Origin of the sequence: Pseudomonas sp. YL2 (genome assembly GCF_023063025.1) — a bacterium.
Lineage (GTDB): Bacteria > Pseudomonadota > Gammaproteobacteria > Pseudomonadales > Pseudomonadaceae > Aquipseudomonas > Aquipseudomonas putida_A.
The window spans coordinates 1-20,851 of the sequence record NZ_JAJSLU010000033.1 but is presented as its reverse complement, the minus strand read 5'-3'; the positions used below and the strand labels follow the sequence as shown (position 1 = coordinate 20,851).

Annotated in this window: 16 protein-coding genes and 1 pseudogene; 6 read left to right on the top strand and 11 right to left on the bottom strand. The window is 60.0% G+C overall.

What is annotated here, in order from left to right; translation table 11 throughout:
* From LVD08_RS27695 to LVD08_RS27650, 10 genes are all read right to left on the bottom strand, one after another.
* On the bottom strand, positions 1-1,994 hold a 1,994-nt coding region (locus tag LVD08_RS27695; RefSeq protein ID WP_247269746.1), incomplete at its 3' end, for an acetoacetate--CoA ligase.
* Positions 1,995-2,133: 139 nt separating this feature from the next.
* Positions 2,134-2,907 (bottom strand): 3-hydroxybutyrate dehydrogenase, encoded by a 774-nt coding sequence (gene hbdH, locus LVD08_RS27690; protein WP_047294787.1) that lies wholly within the window; start codon positions 2,905-2,907, stop codon positions 2,134-2,136.
* A gap of 7 nt (positions 2,908-2,914) precedes the next feature.
* A complete protein-coding gene (locus LVD08_RS27685) occupies positions 2,915-4,306 on the bottom strand; it encodes a GntP family permease (RefSeq protein WP_247269745.1) in 1,392 nt (463 codons plus the stop codon).
* A 277-nt stretch (positions 4,307-4,583) separates the two neighbouring features.
* The gene (locus LVD08_RS27680; RefSeq protein ID WP_097087310.1) at positions 4,584-5,999 is read right to left on the bottom strand and encodes a sigma-54 interaction domain-containing protein; all 1,416 of its coding nucleotides are present in this window, start codon (positions 5,997-5,999) and stop codon (positions 4,584-4,586) included.
* 141 nt (positions 6,000-6,140) lie between these two features.
* Positions 6,141-7,715, bottom strand: coding sequence for an ABC transporter ATP-binding protein (locus LVD08_RS27675; protein ID WP_134786510.1), 1,575 nt, complete (start codon positions 7,713-7,715; stop codon positions 6,141-6,143).
* A 9-nt stretch (positions 7,716-7,724) separates the two neighbouring features.
* The gene (locus LVD08_RS27670) at positions 7,725-8,747 is read right to left on the bottom strand and encodes an ABC transporter permease (RefSeq protein WP_098964175.1); all 1,023 of its coding nucleotides are present in this window, start codon (positions 8,745-8,747) and stop codon (positions 7,725-7,727) included.
* Positions 8,747-9,808: a microcin C ABC transporter permease YejB gene (locus LVD08_RS27665; RefSeq protein WP_027612667.1), complete on the bottom strand. Its 1,062-nt coding sequence runs from the start codon at positions 9,806-9,808 to the stop codon at positions 8,747-8,749. The genes LVD08_RS27670 and LVD08_RS27665 overlap by 1 nt, the downstream gene beginning before the upstream one ends.
* Positions 9,808-11,676: an extracellular solute-binding protein gene (locus tag LVD08_RS27660; protein WP_247269744.1), complete on the bottom strand. Its 1,869-nt coding sequence runs from the start codon at positions 11,674-11,676 to the stop codon at positions 9,808-9,810. The genes LVD08_RS27665 and LVD08_RS27660 overlap by 1 nt, the downstream gene beginning before the upstream one ends.
* A gap of 135 nt (positions 11,677-11,811) precedes the next feature.
* The gene (locus LVD08_RS27655) at positions 11,812-12,093 is read right to left on the bottom strand and encodes a peptidylprolyl isomerase (RefSeq protein WP_016774509.1); all 282 of its coding nucleotides are present in this window, start codon (positions 12,091-12,093) and stop codon (positions 11,812-11,814) included.
* 96 nt (positions 12,094-12,189) lie between these two features.
* On the bottom strand, positions 12,190-13,059 hold the full coding sequence (locus tag LVD08_RS27650; protein ID WP_247269743.1) for an esterase/lipase family protein: 870 nt from the start codon (positions 13,057-13,059) through the stop codon (positions 12,190-12,192).
* A 337-nt stretch (positions 13,060-13,396) separates the two neighbouring features.
* On the opposite strand from LVD08_RS27650, the gene LVD08_RS27645 reads away from it, so the two are divergent.
* Complete coding sequence (locus LVD08_RS27645; protein ID WP_247269742.1) at positions 13,397-14,575, top strand: hypothetical protein; 1,179 nt, start codon at positions 13,397-13,399, stop codon at positions 14,573-14,575.
* 73 nt (positions 14,576-14,648) lie between these two features.
* Here the strand turns inward: LVD08_RS27645 and LVD08_RS27640 are convergent, their stop codons facing one another.
* Positions 14,649-15,713, bottom strand: a complete 1,065-nt coding sequence (locus LVD08_RS27640; protein ID WP_247269741.1) for a 3-deoxy-7-phosphoheptulonate synthase — start codon at positions 15,711-15,713, stop codon at positions 14,649-14,651.
* 615 nt (positions 15,714-16,328) lie between these two features.
* Here LVD08_RS27640 and LVD08_RS27635 point away from each other — a divergent pair.
* The 5 genes and pseudogenes from LVD08_RS27635 (at position 16,329) to pgsA (ending at position 20,720) form a co-directional block, all read left to right on the top strand.
* Entirely contained in the window at positions 16,329-17,090 is a 762-nt protein-coding gene (locus LVD08_RS27635; protein WP_247269740.1) for a carbon-nitrogen hydrolase family protein, read from the top strand.
* The gene (locus tag LVD08_RS27630; protein WP_247269739.1) at positions 17,087-17,530 is read left to right on the top strand and encodes a GNAT family N-acetyltransferase; all 444 of its coding nucleotides are present in this window, start codon (positions 17,087-17,089) and stop codon (positions 17,528-17,530) included. Before LVD08_RS27635 ends, LVD08_RS27630 begins: the two co-directional genes overlap by 4 nt.
* A gap of 127 nt (positions 17,531-17,657) precedes the next feature.
* Positions 17,658-18,301, top strand: a pseudogene (gacA, locus tag LVD08_RS27625) (response regulator transcription factor GacA).
* A gap of 2 nt (positions 18,302-18,303) precedes the next feature.
* Positions 18,304-20,127 (top strand): excinuclease ABC subunit UvrC, encoded by a 1,824-nt coding sequence (gene uvrC, locus LVD08_RS27620; protein WP_027612674.1) that lies wholly within the window; start codon positions 18,304-18,306, stop codon positions 20,125-20,127.
* A 32-nt stretch (positions 20,128-20,159) separates the two neighbouring features.
* A complete protein-coding gene (gene pgsA, locus LVD08_RS27615; protein ID WP_003225417.1) occupies positions 20,160-20,720 on the top strand; it encodes a CDP-diacylglycerol--glycerol-3-phosphate 3-phosphatidyltransferase in 561 nt (186 codons plus the stop codon).
* The last annotated feature ends 131 nt before the right edge of the window (positions 20,721-20,851 follow it).

Genomic DNA, 20,851 nt, shown 5'->3' with positions numbered 1-20,851 from the left:
GCCTTCGCGAGCAAGCCCGCTCCCACAAGGGATTGGGACCAGTCCGACAATTCCGGGCGATTGCGAAACTGTTCCAGCGCTTCAGGATTAGCCAACGCATCGGTATTTTTTACCACTTCGCCATGCACCACATTGCGCACCGCGAGTTCCACCACCTTGCCGCTGATGGTGCGCGGAATATCGGTCACCGCGACGATCTTCGCCGGCACGTGGCGAGGTGTGGTGTTGGCGCGGATCACCTGGCGGATCTGTTGTTGCAGGTGGTCATCCAGCGTCACGCCATCCTGCAGACGGACAAACAGCACTACGCGCACGTCGTCCTGCCATTGCTGCCCGATCGCCACGCTGTCCAGCACCTGCGGGACTTTCTCGACCTGACGATAGATTTCCGCCGTGCCGATGCGCACGCCGCCGGGGTTGAGCACGGCGTCGGAGCGGCCGTGGATCAGCATCCCGCCGTGGGGCAATTGCTCGGCGTAGTCGCCCTGGGCCCAGACACCGGGGAACAGGCTGAAATAGGATTTGCGCAGTTTTGCGCCGTCAGGGTCATGCCACAGCCCGACGGGCATCGCCGGGAAATGCCGGGTGCAGACCAGCTCGCCTTTTTCGCCGATCACGGCAACGCCGACGTCGTTCCACACTTCAACCGCCATGCCCAGGCTCTTGCCCATGATTTCGCCGCGGCGCACCGCCGACAGCGGATTACCGTTGACGAAGCACGACACCACATCGGTGCCGCCGGACATCGACGCCAGGCACACATCGGGCTTGAAGTCGCGGTAGACGAAATCATAACTCTGCGGCGACAGCGCGGAGCCGGTGCAGAGCAGGGTCTTCAGGCTACTCAGATCATGGCTGTGCGCAGGCTTTAAACCGCTGCTTTCCAGTGTCGCGAGAAACTTGGGGCTAGTGCCGAACACACTGATGCGCTCGTCGTCGATCAGGTCGAGCAAGCGCTCATGGCCCGGGTGAAACGGCGAGCCGTCATACAGCACCACCGCGCTGCCGACCGCGAGGGCCGAGACCAGCCAGTTCCACATCATCCAGCCGCAAGTGGTGTAGTAGAACAACCGGTCACCGGGGCCGAGATCGACGTGCAGCCCATGCTCCTTGGCATGCTGCAGCAGTACGCCGCCGGTGCTGTGCACGATGCATTTGGGTACGCCGGTGGTGCCGCTGGAATACAACACGTACAGCGGGTGATTGAACGGCACCGGGACAAACCGTGGTTCGCCGCCGGGTTGGTAGAACTCGTCCCACAACGTCACGTTGGCGTGGGTTCGGTAATCCTCGGTACGGGCCTGCGCGCGAGCGTAGGGCACGATGATCAACTGCTGCAGCGATGGCAGTTGCGCGAGGATTTCGTTGATCTTGGTGGTCTGGTCGATGTCTTTGCCGGCGTAACGGTAGCCGGCGCAGGTGATCAACACTTTGGGTTCGATCTGGCCGAAACGGTCGATCACGCCATGGGTGCCGAAGTCCGGCGACGAGCACGACCAGATCGCCCCGAGGCTGGTGGTCGCGAGCATCGCCACCAGAGTCTGCCAGGTGTTGGGCATGCACGCGGCCACCCGGTCGCCGAGGCCGACACCGGCGGCTTGCAGGCAGGCCTGAAAACCGGCGACGTGCTCGGCCAGTTCGGCCCAGGTCAGCTGTTCGCGCTGACCGTTTTCCGCCACGGCGATCACTGCAACGGCATCGTCACGACGGCGCAGCAGGTGTTCTGCAAAGTTCAGGGTCGCGCCGGGAAACCATTCGGCACTGGGCATCTGCGCGCCTTCACGCAGGACGGCGTCGGGCTGGGTGTGAAAGCGGATGTCGAAGAAATCGACGATCGCCTGCCAGAACGCTTCGCGCTGTTCCACGCTCCAGCGGTGCAGGTCGGTGTAGCTGCTCAGCGCCAGGCCATGGCGCTGATTGATGTCGCGGCGGAACTGATCCATGCGCGATTGGGCGATACGCTCGGCATCGGGTTGCCAGAGGAGGTCGGACATTGGTTTGCCTCTTGTTGTGTTGTTCATGACACATCACTTGTAGGAGTGAGCCTGCTCGCGATAGCGGAATTACATTCAACATTGATGTTGGCTGATACACCGCTTTCGCGAGCAGGCTCGCTCCCACAGGGGCGCAGCATTACTGCGCCAACCAGCCTCCATCAATATTCCACGCCGCCCCGCGCACCTGGCTGCCAGCCTCGCTGCATAGAAACAACACCAGTTCCCCCAGATGCTGCGGCGTGACGAACTCCAGCGACGGCTGCTTCTCCGCCAGCAAATCATGCTGCGCCTGCTGCGGATCGACGCCTTTGGCGGCACGATCATCGATCTGTTTCTGCACCAGCGGCGTCAATACCCAGCCCGGGCAGATCGCGTTGCAGGTCACATTACTGGTAGCCGTTTCCAGTCCGACCACTTTGGTCAAACCGATCACTCCATGCTTGGCCGCGACATACGCGGCTTTACCGGTCGACCCCACCTGACCATGCACCGAGGCAATGTTGACGATTCGTCCCCAACCCTTGGCGCGCATGCCCGGCAGGCTCAGGCGGGTGCTGTGGAACACCGATGACAGGTTGATCGCGATGATCGAGTCCCAGCGCTCTACCGGGAACTCCTCGACGGCCGCCACGTGCTGAATCCCGGCGTTGTTGACCAGAATGTCGACGCCGCCGAATTCGCGTTCGGCGTAAGCGATCATGTCGGCAATCTGCGCCGGATCGCTGACATCGGCTGGATGGTGACCGACCTTGCCACCGAACTGGCCGACTTCGGCGATCACGCTCGAGGCATCGCCGAAACCATTGAGAATCAGGTTGGCGCCGGCCTTGGCCAGGCTCAGGGCGATGCCTAGACCGATGCCGCTGGTGGAGCCGGTAACCAGTGCGGTCTTGCCCGAAAGAGTCGTCATGAATACCTCACACAATGCCAGTGGCATAGAAAGTGCCGATCACTACGAAGACCGCCAGGGTCTTGATCAGCGTAATACAGAAAATGTCTTTATAGGCCTCGCGGTGGGTCAGACCAGTGACCGCCAGCAGGGTGATCACCGCGCCGTTGTGCGGCAGGGTGTCCATGCCGCCGCTGGCCATCGCGGCCACGCGGTGCAGCACTTCCAGCGGAATGTTCGCCGCGTGCGCCGCTGCGATGAACTGCTCGGACATCGCCGCCAGCGCGATGCTCATGCCGCCCGATGCCGAGCCGGTGATACCCGCCAGCAGGGTCACGGTGATCGCTTCGTTGACCAGCGGATTGGGGATTTGCTTGAGCCAGTCGGCCAGTACCAGAAAGCCCGGCAACGAAGCGATTACCGCACCGAAACCGTATTCCGAGGCAGTGTTCATCGCCGCCAGCAGTGCGCCGCTGACCGCGCTTTTGCTGCCTTCGGCGAGTTTGCTGCGGATCGCCTTGAAGCCGAACACCAACACCATCAGGATGCCGATCAGCAATGCCGCCTGCACCGCCCAGATTGCGGTGAGCTTGGCGATTTCCGTGGTCACCGGCGTGGCCATCCCCGGCAACGCGAGGCTGTGGGTCTTGCCGTACCACTGCGGAATCCACTGGGTGAACAGCAGGTTCATGATGCCCACCGCCAGCAGCGGCGACAGGGCGATCCATGGGTTCGGCAGTTTCAGGTCTTCGGCGGTTTCCGGCTCGTTACGCAGCTCGGTGCCATAACCTTCGCCAGCACGCTGGGCCTTGTTGCGTTGGCGCTGCAGGAACAGCATGCCGGCGCAGAACACGAAGATTGTGCCGATCACCCCCAGCCACGGCGCGGCCCACGCGGTGGTGTTGAAAAAAGTGCTGGGGATGATGTTCTGAATCTGCGGCGTGCCGGGCAGGGCATCCATGGTGAACGAGAATGCGCCGAGGGCAATGGTTGCCGGGATCAGACGCTTGGGAATGTTGCTCTGGCGGAACATTTCCGCGGCAAATGGATACACCGCAAACACCACCACGAACAACGACACGCCGCCGTAAGTGAGCAAGGCGCAGACCAGCACGATCACCAGCATCGCCTGTCGGGTGCCGAGCAAGCGAATCGCTGCGGCCACGATCGAACGGGAGAACCCCGACAATTCGATCAACTTGCCAAACACGGCACCGAGCAGGAACACCGGGAAATACAGTTTGATGAAACCGACCATTTTCTCCATGAACACCCCGGTGAAGGCAGGGGCGACGGCGGAAGGGTCAGTGAGCAGGACAGCGCCGAGGGCGGCAATCGGGGCGAAGAAGATGACGCTGTAGCCACGGTAGGCGGCGAGCATCAGCAGCGCGAGGGCTGCCAAGGCAATGATCACACTCATGGAGTGTCTCCAGGGATTGTTATTTTTGTGGGTGAAGCGGATGCAGTAGAGGTGTTAGCGAGATCTGTGCCAGATTCTCAAGTCATTGAAATATAATGGTTTTATGGGTTGAAGCGTGTTGAGAGTTGAAGAACTGTCTCTCTTTTGAGATTTTTGTAGAGAGGGCGGCCGCCTTCCCGAGCAAGCCCGCTCCCACAGTTGGAATGCATATCCCCTGTGGGAGCGGGCTTCCTCGCGAAGCTTTTGCTGTTGTCTTTTATTGGAGACTTGGGTCTCTTTATTGAGACTCGGCGATACCCAAGGCCAGCATCTTCTTGTACAACGTCGAGCGCCCCAACCCCAGCCGAGCCGCTGCCTCCGGCACTTTGCCCGCACATTGCGCGAGGGCAGACTGGATCAGCTGCCGGTCAAACCGCTGCCGTGCCTCGGCAAAGGTTTCTTCCGCCAACGGGTCCAGCGTGGTTGCAGACGGGCGTTCAACCGGTGTGAAGGTGCCGATTGCAGCGCGAATATCCTCTTCGGTGAGGATCAGGTCGTCGCTGAGCAGCGCTGCGCGCTCCAGCACGTTGCGCAATTCGCGGATGTTGCCCGGCCACGCATGTTGTCCGAGCAGGTTCAGCGCTGCGCGACTCAGTTCATGCTGGCTGCGCAGTTCTTCAAGAATCGCCTCGCTGAGCGCCGGCAGATCGTCGAGACGTTCGCGCAGCGGCGGAACCTGGATCGGCAGCACGTTGAGCCGGTAATACAGGTCGGCGCGGAACTCACCGCGCTTGATCGCGGCTTGCAGATCGGTCGAAGTCGCCGCGATCACTCGCACATCGCTCTGGATCACGTCGTTGGAGCCAACCGGCTCGAACTCCTTTTCCTGCAGCACCCTCAGCAGTTTGCTTTGCAGCGGCAACGGCATGTCGCCGATCTCATCGAGAAACAGCGTGCCGCCCTGAGCGATCTGCAATTTGCCGGTACGACCCTTGCGGTCGGCGCCGGTAAACGCGCCAGGCGCGGTGCCGAAGAATTCCGCTTCGAGCAACGCCTCCGGGATTGCGGCGCTGTTGATGCTGACGAAGGCTTTGTGCGCCCGGGGCGAAGCGCTGTGAATCGCCTGGGCCAGCAACTCCTTGCCGGTGCCGGTTTCGCCGAGCAGCAATACCGGGGATTCGGCGCTGGCGCTGCGGCGGGCGCGGCGTTTGACTTCGAGGCTGGCGCTGCTGGTGCCGATGAAATGGGCGAAGTTGTATTTGGTCTGCCGCGCCCGCAGCAGCGAGCGGGTCGAAGCCAGTTCTTCCTGCATGCTCAGGTAGCGCTTGAGCATCGGTGACAGGCTGCGTAATTCATCAAACAGAGCAAACCCGATGGCGCCGATCACCGCCCCGGCATCGTCGTGGATCGGCAGGCGCATCACCACCAGCGGCTCTTTCGGTGTGTCCTGCATGTCCAGCAGGATCGGCCGGCCGGTGCGCACCACTTCACGCAGCAGGCTGCCGGGGATCACGCTTTCGCAGGGTTGGCCGATGGCTTTTTTCGCCGACTCAAGACCGAAACGCCGCGCATAGCGTTCGTTCATCCAGACGATGTTTGCATCACGATCGACAATCACCGTGCCTTCGCTGGACTGCTCGATGATCTCGAACAGCGAGCGGATTGCCAGCGTGCGCACGCGTTGGTAGTCCTTGAGGCTTTCGGTGGTGTTCATCTGGCAGATCCTGGATGTGTTTCGGCTGTGGCGACGCCATCGCGAGCAGGCTCACTCCTACATTTGAAAGGCGTTCCACTGTAGGAGTGAGCCTGCTCGCGATAGATGCTACTCGGTATCAAGGCATGCGCCAGATTATGCCTACCCCGGATGCGCCGCTGCCAACAGCTCTTTGGTGTAAGGATGCTGCGGCGAGTCGAACACTTCATGGCTGGCACCGCGCTCGACCACCTTGCCGTCCTTGATCACGATCATGTCATGTGCCAGCGCCCGCACCACCGCCAGGTCGTGGCTGATGAACAGGTAGGTCAGGCCATGTTTTTCCTGAAGGTCGCGGAGCAGGGCGACCACTTGTTTCTGCACGGTGCGGTCGAGGGCCGACGTCGGCTCGTCGAGCAGGATCAGTGCCGGTTTCAGCACCAGCGCCCGGGCGATGGCGATGCGCTGGCGCTGGCCGCCGGAAAATTCGTGCGGGTAGCGATGACGGCTTTCCGGATCCAGGCCGACTTCCTTGAGCACGCGGATCACCTGTGCATCGCACTCATCGGCGCTGGACTGACAGTGCACCTCCAGCCCTTCACTGATGATTTGCGCCACGGACATCCGTGGACTGAGGCTGCCGAACGGGTCCTGAAACACCACCTGCATCTGCCGACGCCATGGTCGCAATTGCTTCTGATCGAGGCCGTCGAGGGCGGTGCCCTGAAAACGGATACTGCCCTCGGAATCGAGCAACCGCAGAATCGCCTGGCCCAGGGTCGACTTGCCCGAACCGGACTCACCGACAATGCCCAGGGTTTTGCCGCGCTGGATATTCAGGCTGATGCCGTCCACCGCGCGCAAATATTGTTTGCGCTGGAACAGCCCGCCACCGACGACGAACTCGACCCGCAGATCATCCACTTCCAGCACGTTCTCGCGTTCGTCCCGGGGCAGGGCTTCGCCTTCCGGCTCGGCGTTGAGCAGCACGCAGCTATAAGGATGCTTTGGCTCGGTAAACAGGGTTTCGCACGGGGCTTGCTCGACGATTTCGCCAGCCTTCATCACACACACACGTTGCGCAATGCTGCGCACCAGATTGAGGTCGTGACTGATCAGCAGCAGCGACATGCCCAGGCGTTGTTGCAGGGATTTGAGTAGCAGCAGGATCTTGCGTTGCACTGTCACATCAAGCGCCGTGGTCGGCTCGTCAGCGATCAGCAGTTCCGGCTCGCAAGCCAGCGCCATGGCGATCATTACTCGTTGCCGCTGGCCGCCGGACAGTTGATGCGGATAGGCCTTGAGGCGCTCTTTGGGCTTTTGAATGCCCACCAGTTCCAGCAGTTCAAGGATGCGCTGCTGCGCCGCTTTACCGCCCAGACCGCGATGCACCAGCAGCGTTTCGCCGATCTGCTTTTCGATGGTGTGCAGCGGATTGAGCGAGGTCATCGGCTCCTGGAAGATCATTGCGATCCGGTTGCCGCGTAGCTCACGCAAGACCTTTGGATCGGCACCGAGCAGTTCCTGACCGCGATAGCGAATGCTGCCGCTGGTTTGCGCATCGCCTTCGGGGAGCAGTTGCAGGATCGAATGCGCGGTTACCGATTTGCCCGAGCCTGACTCGCCGACCAGCGCCAGGCACTCGCCGGGCCGGATGTCCAGGCACAGGTCGCGCACCGCCGGCTGGCCATGGAAGGCGACGTTCAGGTCACGGATTTCGATCAGGTTATCAGTCATGGTCACACTTCAGGATCGAGGGTCGAACGCGTCACGTAACGCTTCGCCGATGAACACCAGTAAAGAAAGAATCAGCGCCAAGGTGAAGAATGCCGTCAGCCCGAGCCACGGCGCTTGCAGGTTCTGCTTGCCCTGACCAATCAGTTCGCCCAGCGAAGCGCTGCCGGCGGGCATGCCGAAACCGAGGAAGTCGAGGGCGGTAAGGGTGGAAATTGCGCCGGTCAGAATGAACGGCAAGTAACTCAGCGTCGCGTTCATCGCATTGGGCAGGATGTGCCGGAAAATCACCTTGCGGTCGCTCAGGCCCAACGCGCGCGCCGCTTTGACGTATTCCAGATTACGCCCGCGCAGGAACTCGGCGCGCACCACATCCACCAGTGCCAGCCATGAAAACAGCGCCATGATTCCCAGCAGCCACCAGAAATTCGGCTCGACAAAGCCGGACAAAATGATCAGCAGGTACAGCACCGGCAATCCGCTCCAGACCTCCAGCAAACGCTGCCCGAGCAGATCGACCCAACCGCCGTAATAGCCTTGCAGGGCGCCGGCAGCAATGCCGATCAGCGCGCTGACGGCGGTCAGCATCAGGGCAAACAGGATCGATACCCGGGCACCGAAAATCACCCGCGCCAACACATCACGCGCCTGATCGTCGGTGCCGAGCCAGTTGACCTTCGAGGGCGGGCTCGGTGCTGGCTGATTGAGGTCGTAGTTGGGCGTGTCGTCGCTGAACGGGATCGGCGGGAACAGCAGCCAGCCACCGTCCTTGCGGATCAGGTTCTGCACATAGTCACTGCGATAATCGGCCTGGAACGGCAATTGCCCGCCAAACTCCTGTTCGGTGTAGCGCTTGAAGACCGGGAAGTAGAGCTGGTTCTGGTAGCTCACCACCAGTGGTTTGTCATTGGCGATCAGTTCACCGCCCAGCGTCACCACGAACAGTCCGATAAACAGCCACAACGACCACCAGCCACGGCGGTTTTTCTTGAATCGCGCAAAACGGCGACGGCCCAGGGGCGAGAGCTTGAACATCAGGCGTTCCTCGCGGCGAAGTCGATACGTGGGTCGACCAGGGTGTAGCACAAGTCGCCGATCAGTTTTATCAGGAGGCCGAACAGGGTGAAGATGAACAGCGAGCCGAACACCACCGGATAATCGCGAGAAACCGCCGCTTCGTAACTCATGCGGCCGAGGCCGTCGAGAGAGAAGATCACTTCGATCAACAGCGAACCGGCAAAGAACACACTGATGAACGCCTGCGGAATCCCCGAGACCACCAGCAGCATCGCATTGCGGAACACATGGCCGTAAAGCACGCGGCGCTCGCTCAAGCCTTTGGCGCGGGCGGTGACTACGTACTGGCGGGTGATTTCATTGAGGAACGAGTTCTTGGTGAGAATCGTCAGCGTGGCGAAGCCGCCAATCACCAGCGCCGTCACCGGCAACACCAGGTGCCAGAAGTAATCGGCAATCTTGCCCAGGGTCGACAGCGATTCGAAGTTGTCCGAGACCAGACCACGCACTGGAAACCAGTTCAATGACGTGCCACCGGCAAACACCACGATCAGAAACATTGCGAACAGAAACGCCGGCATCGCGTAGCCGATGATGATCGCGGTGCTGCTCCAGATGTCGAAATGGCTGCCGTGATGCACCGCTTTGCGGATGCCCAGCGGGATCGACACCAGATAGGTGATCAGCGTCGCCCACAAGCCGAGAGAAATGGTCACCGGCATTTTTTCCAGAATCAGATCGGTGACCGTCGCACCGCGGAAAAAGCTTTTGCCGAAGTCCAGCTGCGCGTAGTTCTTGAGCATCAGCCACAGCCGCTCATGCGCCGGTTTGTCAAAACCGTACTGCTTTTCGATGTCCTTGATCAGTTGCGGATCGAGGCCACGGCTGGCGCGCGAAGTGTTGCTCATGGTTTCGCTGGAACTGCCGCCGACACTCGCACCGCCGATCCCTTGCAGATGGGCGATGGCCTGTTCGACCGGGCCACCGGGTGCGGCCTGAATGATCACGAAATTGACCAGCAGGATGATCACCAGCGTCGGAATGATCAGCAGCAGGCGCCGCAGAATGTATGCCCACATCAGTGCGGTCCTCCGGGTCTGCCACGCCCGATTTTTTCGGCGGTCATCTGTTGGTTGGTCAACGGCGTGCTGCTGATTTCCCACCAGCTCTCGATGGCTTCGTCATTGCTGGCCTGGATCGCCGGCATGCCGAAGCGGTTCCACCAGACGGTGGAGGTGCCCGGCGGGTAATAGTTGGGAATCCAGTAGTAGTTCCATTGCAGCACCCGGTCCAGAGCGTGGGCGTAGTGCAACATGTCGCTTTGGGTCGAGGCGCGGATCAGGCCGTTGATCAGGGTGTCGACCGCCGGATTTTTCAGCACCATGTAGTTGTTGGCGCCGGGGTCGTTGGCCGATATCGAGCCGAAGTAGTTGAGCAGCTCGCCACCCGGAGACGTGCTGACCGGGTAGCCGGTGACGATCATGTCGTAGTCGCGGCTCATCAGGCGATTGACGTATTGCGAGGAGTCGATGCGGCGGATATTCAGCTCTATGCCGATCTGTTTCAGCGTGCGCTTGTAAGGCAGAAGCAGGCGATCCATACCGTTCTGGCTGACCAGAAAGGTGAAACTCAACGGTTCGCCTTCGGCGTTGACCAGTTGGTCGCCCTCGGGTTTCCAGCCAGCCTGTTCGAGCAGTTCCAGGGCTTGCAGTTGCTTGTCGCGGATCAGCCCGCTGCCATCGGTTTTCGGCGCCTCGAAGACCTGGCTGAATACTTCGTCGGGAACCTGCCCGCGCAACGGCTCAAGGATTTTCAGTTCGGCGGCGTCCGGCAGCTCGCGGGCTGCCAGTGCGGTATTGGAGAAATAGCTCTGCTGGCGGATGTACATGTTGCGCATCATCTGCCGGTTGCTCCACTCGAAATCCCAGAGCATCGCCAGCGCCTGGCGCACCCGACGATCCTGGAACATCGGTTTCTGCAGGTTGAACACGAACCCCTGCGCCGATTGCGGGGCCTCGGTGGCCAGGTGGGCTTTCTGCAAGCGGCCGTCACTCAGCGCAGGGCTGTCGTAACCGATCGAATAGCCGGTGGCGGAAAACTCGCGGTTGTAGTCATAGGCACCGCCGCGCAATACCTGGCGGGCGACATCGGTGTCGCCGAAATATTCGATGCTGAAGTGATCGAAGTTATACAGGCCGCGACTGACCGGCAGGTCCTTGCCCCACCAGTCGGGGTTGCGTTCAAAGGTGATGCTGCGCCCGGAGTCGACCTTGCCGACCCGATACGGGCCGCTGCCCAGTGGTGGTTCATAGCCACCGCCACCGGCGAAGTCGCGGGTTTTCCACCAGTGCTCGGGAAACACCGGCAGGGTGGCAATGTCCAGCGGCAGGGTGCGGTTCTCGTTGCTCTTGAAATCGAAGCGCACGGTCAGCGGCGCTTCCACTTCCACGCCTTTGACGTCGGCGAACTGCGTGCGATAGCGCAGGCTGCCCTGGGTCATCAACAGGTCATAGGTGTAGCGCACGTCCTCGGCAGTGATCGGCTTGCCGTCGGCGAAACGCGCCTTGGGATCGATGAAGAAGCGCAGCGACAGACCATCCTCCGAGCGCTCCATCTTTTGCGCCACCAGGCCATAGACCGTGTAGGGCTCGTCCATCGAACGCTGGGCCAGCGGCGAATAGAGCATGCCGTCGATCTGGGTGACGCCGATGCCTTTATCTATATAAGGCAGGATGTGATCGAAATGCCCGATCTCTATCGCCGAGCGGCGCATGGTGCCGCCCTTGGGCGCCCGCGGATTGGTGTAGTCGAAATGGCTGAAACCGGCCGGGTATTTGGCAGGTTCGCCATAGACGGTCAACGCATGTTGCGGGGTGGCGTTCACACCGGCGGCGCCCAATAGCAGGGCCACGGCAGTGAACAGTAAAGTCGGGAAAGCCAGTCGCATTGTCAGCCTTAAAGCCGGGTGATCGATAAGCGCAATTTGTACGCGAGCGGCGCGTCAGTCGCCAGCCGTATCCTGTAACCAAAACACAACGGCCCACCAAAAGGCGGGCCGTTGGGACAGCAGTCAGGCGACGGATCAGTCCTGGCGGCTGGTGACTTCGAGCAGGTGATAACCGAACTGGGTCTTCACCGGGCCTTGCACGACGTTGATTGGCGCGCTGAAGACCACGGTGTCGAATTCCTTGACCATCTGGCCAGGACCGAATGAACCCAGATCGCCGCCCTGACGGCTGGACGGGCAGCTGGAGTTGGCCTTGGCGACCTCGGCGAAATCAGCACCGGCTTCGATCTGGGCCTTGAGTTCGTTGCACTTGTCTTCGCTGGAAACCAGGATGTGGCGGGCAGTGGCTTTAGCCATGGGGAAATTCTCCAATCTATTTCAGTAAAGTGTGGAGCCTACCGGATTCAGTAAGCGATTTCTCTGCAAAGTTCCACTCGGTACATTGACGTACATCTACAGTTGCGCGGCTTTCAGGCGCATCGCGTGTTCGACATAGAGGTCGACGGGATCCGCGCCGGGTATTCGCAACCCGCCCGGATGGCGCAAGCTGCCAAGGTGATTGAGGGGATAGTCGGAGCGGATGACCCGGCCCAGGTGAGAACTGTAACGGCCCACGAAACCATCGTTCTGTCCGGCCTCCGTGACGAAATGGCTGGATAATGCGTGGCAGACGGAATGCACTGGATCCAGAGCCTGCAACAAATTGTCCTGCAGCGTGCCGCTCCAGGAGTAGTAGTGGACGTCATTGACCCGTTCCGCCCCCTGGCCGCCCCACGTCGAAGGCAGGCCTTGAGGGTATTTTTTGTTGAATTGCCCGACGTCCGCAGTCGTCAGGGCATTGAGTGCGGCTACGGCGTTCTGCGGCAGACTTGGTTGACCGCTGAGCAGCGAGAGGAATCGCGCAAACTGTGTCGCAGCGTGCTCCGCCACCTGCTCCGGCAGGCCTCCCGGAACCAGCGCCAGGCGTAAGGCGTCAGCCAGTTCCGAGCCGTGATTGGGGCCACTGACCGATGTCACCGAGGCGACTTTCTCCGGCGCGAGCGCAGCGGCATAACGGCATGCCAGCGCGCCCTGGCTATGTCCGATCAGGTTGACTTTACCGGCGCCGGTGCCTCGCAGAACGCGCTCGATCTGGAACAGCAATTGCTGGCCGCGAACTTCGTTGTCATGGGTTGCGGACAGCTGCGGCACAAACACTTGCCCGCCTGCCTCCCTCAGCGCTTGCTTGACATCATGAAAAAGCTCGAAATGGCCGATACGGTCAAACCCGAACAGGCCATGGACCAAAAGGATGGGGTAGCGGGTTGTCGCATTCCGTTGCATGTTCCTGCCTCTTTTGCAGATGCTTGTCAGTGGTTGGTGCGTGCCACTGTAAAACAGGCCTGCGGGTCGGCGATGTCTGAAAAATCCTCTGTACTGAAAGGAAATTGGACTAAAAGCGGTACGAATTTTCGCTTCTGCTTGAGAGGGTAGTCGGAACATTTGGCAATCTTTTGCCCGGTATCGCTGGATTCTGCTTCGTAAGCCTACGGCATGCGGTGTATTTACCCTGCCGACGGAAGGCGTTGTGCTGACTTCCGCCGGTCGCTGGATGGTGTTCAATGGATTTCGTTCGACGCGGCCTTCACGGCGGCGTTTTATCCAAGGAATGGAGCTACGAATGTCTATATATGAAGCCACCGGCGATTCTTCCGTGGTACCAGCGTCAAATATGTCCCCTGTAGCGGATGAATCCGGTGAACACCGTCTTCTGAGTTTGAAGGTGGACGGCGACCACTTCGAATTCTGCTATCGACACGCGCCTGCGGCGGCAGACTCTCCAGACTCGTGGCTGCCTGCACCGATGCTTGAGGTTATGGAGGGTGGAATGCTTGATCCTTCACTGGACCATGCATTCGTCAGGGTGGCGCCTTACCCGAACATGTTGTGCGGCGACAAACTTGTGCTGAGCTGGCAAGGACTGGATGACGAAGGATTGCCCTATATTCACGAAACCACTCGTGCGGTCAGCGAAAACCAGGTGGGTCAGGAACTCGTCTTTGTCATAAAGGGTTTGCACATCGCAGCGCTGGAGCGCGGCTCGCTGGAGGTTTACTGGACGCTGTACAGCGTTGCGCTGCAGAAGCCCGTGTCATCCAGTCGCTTGCAGCTGAATGTGGGTGATCCGGAACCCGATCTGCTGGCTCCGATCCTTGAAGAGACGGTGGGCGGGACGCTCGATCCAGCCCGTGTCCCGCAGGGCACTAGCGTTATCGTGCGACCTTACGCCCGCATGGCTGTCGGGGACCGGGTCATCCTGTCGTGGCAAGGTGTCGAAGGACTGCCGGTGATCAGTGATGTGTTGCTCGTGGAGCCGTTTGCTGTCGGCGAAGCGCTGTCTTTCTGGATACCCGCAGATCGCATCGCCCCTCATCGTATGCAGGAGGTGAGCGTCAGCTACCGGGTGGAATCAAGGTCGGCGCAGGTGAGGAACTCTGCAACCTCGCGAATTCTGATCGCGCCATTGATGCGAGGCGAGCTCGCAGCTCCGCAGGTACTGGAAGCGCAAGATGGCGAACTGGAGGCAGTAGATGCCGAGGATGGCATTACCGTGGTGATCGGCAATGCCCAGGCCGAGGAGGGGGAGCTGGTTTACTTGAAATGCGATGGTGAGTATTTCAGTCACCGCGATGATCGGGACATCACCCGGGAAACTGCAGGCGAGCCCTTGGTATTCATCGTGCCTTATCGTTTCTGGCGAGAGCATCGGGAAACTGTGGTGCAGGTGTCGTATTCAGTGGAGCGGCTGGATGATGTCAGCCAGGCTTCCGAGATAACACGCATCCGGGTGCGGGCATAACCCGGTGGTGAAGTCTGAGCGATGATTCAGCCTTTGCGGGATTTTGATAAGCCCGCAAAGGCTGCTCGGATCATCAGGCTCGAAGACGTTCGGCAGCGCTCGACAGCAACTGTTCCGTCGCACTGAACCCAAGGCAACCATCGGTAACCGACACGCCGTAACGCAGTGTGGGGCTCAAGGGCTGGCAGCCTTCGAACAGGTGGGATTCAATCATCATGCCGATCAAGGAACGATCGCCCAGCAGGCGTTGTTCGAGAACCGCGTTGAACACGTCGGGCTGGCGCAATGGGTCCTTGCCGCTGTTGGCGTGGCTGCAGTCGACCATGATCCGGCTCGGAATTTTCAGTCGGCTCAGGTCGGCATGTACCCGGGCGACGCTTTCGCGATCATAGTTAGGACCGTGATGACCGCCGCGCAGCACTATATGAGTGTCGGGGTTGCCCGGGGTCTGGATGATCGCCGGGTGTCCTTGGCTGTCGACGCCGAAGTGTCGGTGCGGATGCGCTGCTGAGCGCATGGCGTCGACGGCTACACCTACGCCACCGTCGGTGCCGTTCTTGAAACCAACGGGCATGTTCAGGCCGCTGGCCATTTCCCGGTGAATCTGCGATTCGGTGGTGCGTGCACCGATAGCAACCCAACTGAGCAGGTCGTCGAAGTAGCCGGCCGCCATTGGTTGCAGCAACTCAGTAGCGATGGGCAGGCCCAGGCGGATCATCTCAAGCATCAATTCACGCGACAGGGTCAGGCCGCCAGCCATGTCGTCGCTGCCATCCAGGTGCGGGTCGTAAGCCAGACCTTTCCAGCCGACGGTGGTGCGTGGTTTTTCGATGTAGGCGCGCATCACCAACAGCATCTCGTCTCTGACTTCATGGGCCAGGCGGGAAAGTTTTTCGGCGTATTCGAGTGCGGAGCGCGGGTCATGAATCGAGCAAGGGCCGACGACGACCAGCAGGCGATGGTCTTCGCCATTGAGGATCGCGCGGACCGCCTGGCGGTGGGCTGCGACTTGCTGGGCGAGGGCATTGCTCAGGGGCAATTGCTGTTTGAGCTGCAATGCGCTGGGCAGACGCAGGGTCAGTGCTTCGTTGGCAGAATCAAGGGTGGTCAGTGGCAGAGCAGAAACAGACGAGTTCATATTCGGGATTCCTGGGCTGGCGGCGGGTGCTTCCCGCTCACTCGGCCCTACTGGGGTGTTCGACAATTGGCCGTATTGGCTGCGTGTGTGTGCTTGCCACCTGTGGGTGACCGATCGGAGGCGGCAGGCTGTCCCGAGCGGAGGCTGCTAAATCGCCAGGCGGTAAAAAAGTCGTAACGGTAATAAGTGGCGTAGTTCATGTCGTGATTCCTCAAAGTTCTGGTGTGTTGCTGAAAAATTTGGGGCCTGAAAAAACAAAACCCCCGGTCGGGAGGCCGACCGGGGGTTGAGAATTCTCTGGTAGGCGACCCGTTTTTATGGGCGCCGGTGGGTATCAGGCGCGCCAGTGGCTAAACCAATACCCAAAATAAAAGCTGACAGGAGCGCAAACGTCATTCGCCCGGGCAGCCGCAACCGAGCGCAGGGCGCTGGCGGAACGAAGCTGTGAGAGGGCGTTGAACATGGTTTGTCTCCGATGAATGCGCCGAGCTTACTAGAGGCCCGTACGGCTGAGCAATCAGAAATTGCTATCGCCATTGCGGAGGTTACCTATCGCTTGAGTGCTGCAGGCGTTGTGACACACTGGTTGCTTTGCACAAACACCAAGGATGATTCATGTCGATGTTCACGGTCGCTGCAGCCCAGTCGCTCTCCATTGCCGGTGATCTGGCGGCGAACCTCGCCCGTCATTTGCGCTTCATGGCCGTGGCGGCGGAGCAGGGCGTCGAGCTGCTGGTGTTCCCGGAGCTGTCGCTGACAGGCTACGAAGGCCAGATGGCCGCAGACCTGGCAATCGATCCGCAGGATGCTGTGCTGCAACCCTTGCGCGATTGCGCTCGCGAGCTGGGCCTCACCGCTGTCGTCGGTATGCCGATTCGCGATAGGGACAGTTCGAAGGTATTGATCGGCGCGCTGACATTAGGAGGGGATGGTTCTCTTGAGGTTTACAGTAAACAACATCTGCACAGTGGCGAAGAGCTTTTCTATGCCCCAGGTGCTGGTGGTTCGTCCTTGAGCATAGGCGGCGATACCATAGCGCTGGCGGTCTGCGCTGATTTTTCCCATGCCAGTCACGCGGCAGCGGCCGCCGATCTTGGTGCCGACCTGTACGCAGCAGGCGTGCTGATCGGGGAAAAAGGCTACGGCGTGGATAGCGCGCTGCTGCAGGGCTATGCCCAAAACCACTCAATGGCGGTGCTGATGGCCAATCACGCCGGGCTCACGGGTGGATGGCAATCGGCGGGTCGCAGCGCGTTCTGGTCTGAAAGCGGGGCGCTGGTGGTCGCGGCGCGAGGGCCGGGTGAAGTGTTGGTAATTGCCCGGCGTGATGCCGGCGCATGGCAGGGGCGGGTAGTACCCGTGGCAGTAGACCTGTGACCTGGGCATTGCGTCGTGCCGAATCGGCAGATCGGGCGTTTGCCCGAGAGCTGACGTGCCAGAATATGCTGCGCTATTACATTGACCACGATCTGCTGTGGCAGGACGAAGCGTTCGACGTTGCCTGGGATGGGCGGGACAACTGGCTGGTCCTTCTTGGTGAAGTTCCTGTGGGATTTTTCAGTCTCAGTCATGATCGCCGGGCCTTGTACATCCGCGAGCTGCAAATAGCCGAGGTCTCTCGCAGGCAAGGTGCAGGATCCTGGGCGATTGATCAGGTTGTCGCTTTGGCTCGCGGCGAAAAACTGCCAGCACTGCGTTTGACAGTATTCAAAAATAATCCGGCGCAAAGTCTGTATAAGAGAAAAGGCTTCAAGGTGTGCGGTGAGGACGAGTGTTTCCTGAGGATGGAGCTCGATTTCGGTACACTTGTGCTCTGAAACCCACGGCCGGCAAGCCTTCGATGATGAATTGAAACTTTTTAAATGATGCTTGCCGCTAGGTCTGTCTGGCACTTTTTGCTAAGGTGTCCGGCATCCCAATAAGACCATATCGCGAGGTGTCTGCTTGATTAGGGTGCTAGTGGTCGACGACCATGATCTCGTTCGTACAGGCATTACACGTATGCTGGCCGATATCGATGGCTTGCAGGTGGTTGGACAGGCCGAGTCCGGGGAAGAATCCCTGATCAAGGCCCGTGAGTTGAAACCCGATGTGGTCCTGATGGACGTGTAAAGATGCCCGGTATTGGTGGCCTTGAGGCCACGCGCAAGCTGTTGCGCAGCCACCCGGACATCAAGGTCGTCGCGGTGACCGTGTGCGAGGAAGATCCATTTCCTACGCGCCTGTTACAGGCTGGTGCCGCCGGCTACCTGACCAAGGGCGCTGGTTTGCCGGAAATGGTTCAGGCGATCCGTCTGGTGTTTGCCGGGCAGCGATACATCAGCCCGCAGATTGCCCAGCAACTGGCGATCAAATCGTTCCAGCCAACCAACGATTCACCCTTCGACGCCTTGTCCGAGCGGGAAATCCAGATCGCGTTGATGATTGTCGGCTGCCAGAAGGTGCAGATCATTTCCGACAAACTCTGCTTGTCGCCGAAAACGGTGAACACATATCGCTACCGGATTTTCGAAAAGCTGTCGATCAGCAGTGACGTCGAGCTGACGTTGCTGGCTGTGCGCCACGGCATGGTGGATGCCAGCGCCTGATCATGACTGAAGTATTCGATTCCGGCGCCTTCCTGGCGACTGTCAGTGGGCGCCCCGGCGTCTATCGCATGTTCGACAGCGATGCGCGCCTGCTGTATGTCGGCAAGGCCAAGAACCTCAAGAAGCGCCTTGCCAGCTATTTTCGCAAGACCGGGCTGGCGCCAAAAACCGCTGCGCTGGTCGGGCGTATCGCGCAGGTCGAAACGACCATTACCGCCAACGAAACCGAGGCGTTGCTGCTTGAGCAGACGCTGATCAAAGAGTGGCGGCCGCCGTACAACATTCTGCTGCGCGACGATAAGTCCTATCCCTATGTCTTTCTGTCTGACGGCCAATTCCCACGTCTGAGCATCCACCGTGGCGCGAAGAAGGCCAAGGGCAAGTATTTCGGCCCGTACCCGAGCGCCGGGGCCATTCGCGAAAGCCTCAGCCTCTTGCAAAAGACCTTTTTCGTCCGTCAGTGCGAAGACAGCTATTACAAAAATCGCACGCGCCCGTGTCTTCAATATCAGATCAAGCGTTGCAAGGCGCCTTGTGTCGGTCTGGTCGAACCTGAGGTCTACGCCGAGGATGTACGCCATTCGGTGATGTTTCTCGAGGGGCGCAGTCATGCCCTGACCAATGAGCTGTCCACGGCAATGGAAGAGGCGGCAATCAATCTCGAATTCGAGCGCGCCGCCGAGTTGCGTGACCAGATTGCCTTGCTGCGCCGGGTTCAGGATCAGCAGAGCATGGAAGGCGGCACGGGCGATATCGATGTCATCGCCGCTTTCGTCAATCCAGGCGGCGCTTGCGTTCACTTGATCAGTGTGCGCGGCGGTCGGGTGTTGGGCAGCAAGAACTTCTTTCCGCAGGTGGGTATCGAGGAGGAGGTCGCTGAAGTCATGGCGGCGTTCCTCGGTCAGTACTACATCAGCAGTCCGGAGCGCGACCTGCCAGGCGAACTGATCGTCAACGTGGTTCCCGAAGACGCCACGGCTCTGATCGACGCCATCCACGAGCTGCGCGGTCGGGAGCTGAGCATCAGCCACCGGGTACGCGGCACGCGAGCTCGATGGCAGCAGTTGGCGGTCACCAATGCCGAGCAAGCGCTGGGCGCACGCCTGGCCAACCGGCAACACACGGCTGCGCGTTTCGATGCGCTGGCTGAAGTGCTGAACCTGGATGAGCCGCCGCAGCGTCTTGAGTGCTATGACATCAGTCACTCCAGCGGTGAGGCCACCGTCGCTTCCTGTGTCGTGTTCGGCCCGGAAGGCGCGATCAAATCCGACTATCGTCGTTACAACATTGAAGGCGTCACGGCGGGTGATGACTATGCAGCCATGCACCAGGCGTTGACCCGGCGCTTCAGCAAACTGAAGGACGGGGAGGGCAAGCTGCCGGACATTCTGTTGGTGGACGGCGGCAAAGGTCAGTTGTCGATGGCCCGCGACGTACTCAACGAGCTGGCGGTGCCGGATCTCATTCTTCTGGGTGTGGCCAAGGGTGCAACACGCAAGGCAGGCTTCGAAACTTTGTATCTCAATGATGCCGCGCATGAGTTCACGCTGCGTGGCGATTCCCCGGCGTTGCACCTGATCCAGCAGATTCGTGACGAGGCGCATCGCTTCGCAATCACCGGCCACCGTGCGCGGCGCGGCAAGACCCGCCGCACCTCGACGCTGGAAGGCGTTGCGGGTGTCGGGCCGACCCGACGTCGGGACTTGTTGAAACATTTTGGTGGATTGCAGGAGCTGTCTCGTGCAAGCATCGAAGAGATCGCCAAAGCACCGGGGATCAGTAAAAAGCTCGCAGAGTCGATTTATGCAAACCTGCATAGCGAGTAGAATGCCAACTCACCTCGTAGCCAGTTGTGCCGATGAATATCCCTAATCTGATTACCGTTCTCCGCGTCCTGCTCATCCCGATCTTCATTTTGCTGTTTTACCTGCCTTACCAGTGGAGCTATATGGCCTCCGCTTCGGTATTCGCCTTTGCGGCGGCAACTGATTGGCTGGATGGCTATCTGGCCCGCCGCCTTGAACAAAGCACGCCGTTCGGCGCGTTTCTCGATCCGGTTGCCGACAAGCTGATGGTGGCAGTCGCTTTGGTACTGCTGGTTCAGGAACACGGCAATTTGTGGCTGACACTTCCCGCAGCCGTCATCATCGGCCGCGAGATTGTCGTATCGGCCTTGCGTGAATGGATGGCCGAACTCGGTGCCCGCGCTCATGTAGCAGTGTCCAATCTCGGCAAGTGGAAAACCGCGGCGCAGATGCTGGCGCTGGTGATCCTGCTGGCCAATCCCCGCGATTTCAGCTTCTGGGTGCTGCTGGGGTACGCCTTGCTGATGATCTCGGCGGGCCTGACGTTGTGGTCGATGGTTCAATACCTGCGGGCCGCCTGGCCGCATCTGAAAACCGACGTTGAAAAGAAATAAAACTTTTTTGAATCAAAGGGTTGACGGGGCATCTGAAATCTATAGAATGCGCCACACCAAGCGGGAATAGCTCAGTTGGTAGAGCACGACCTTGCCAAGGTCGGGGTCGCGAGTTCGAGTCTCGTTTCCCG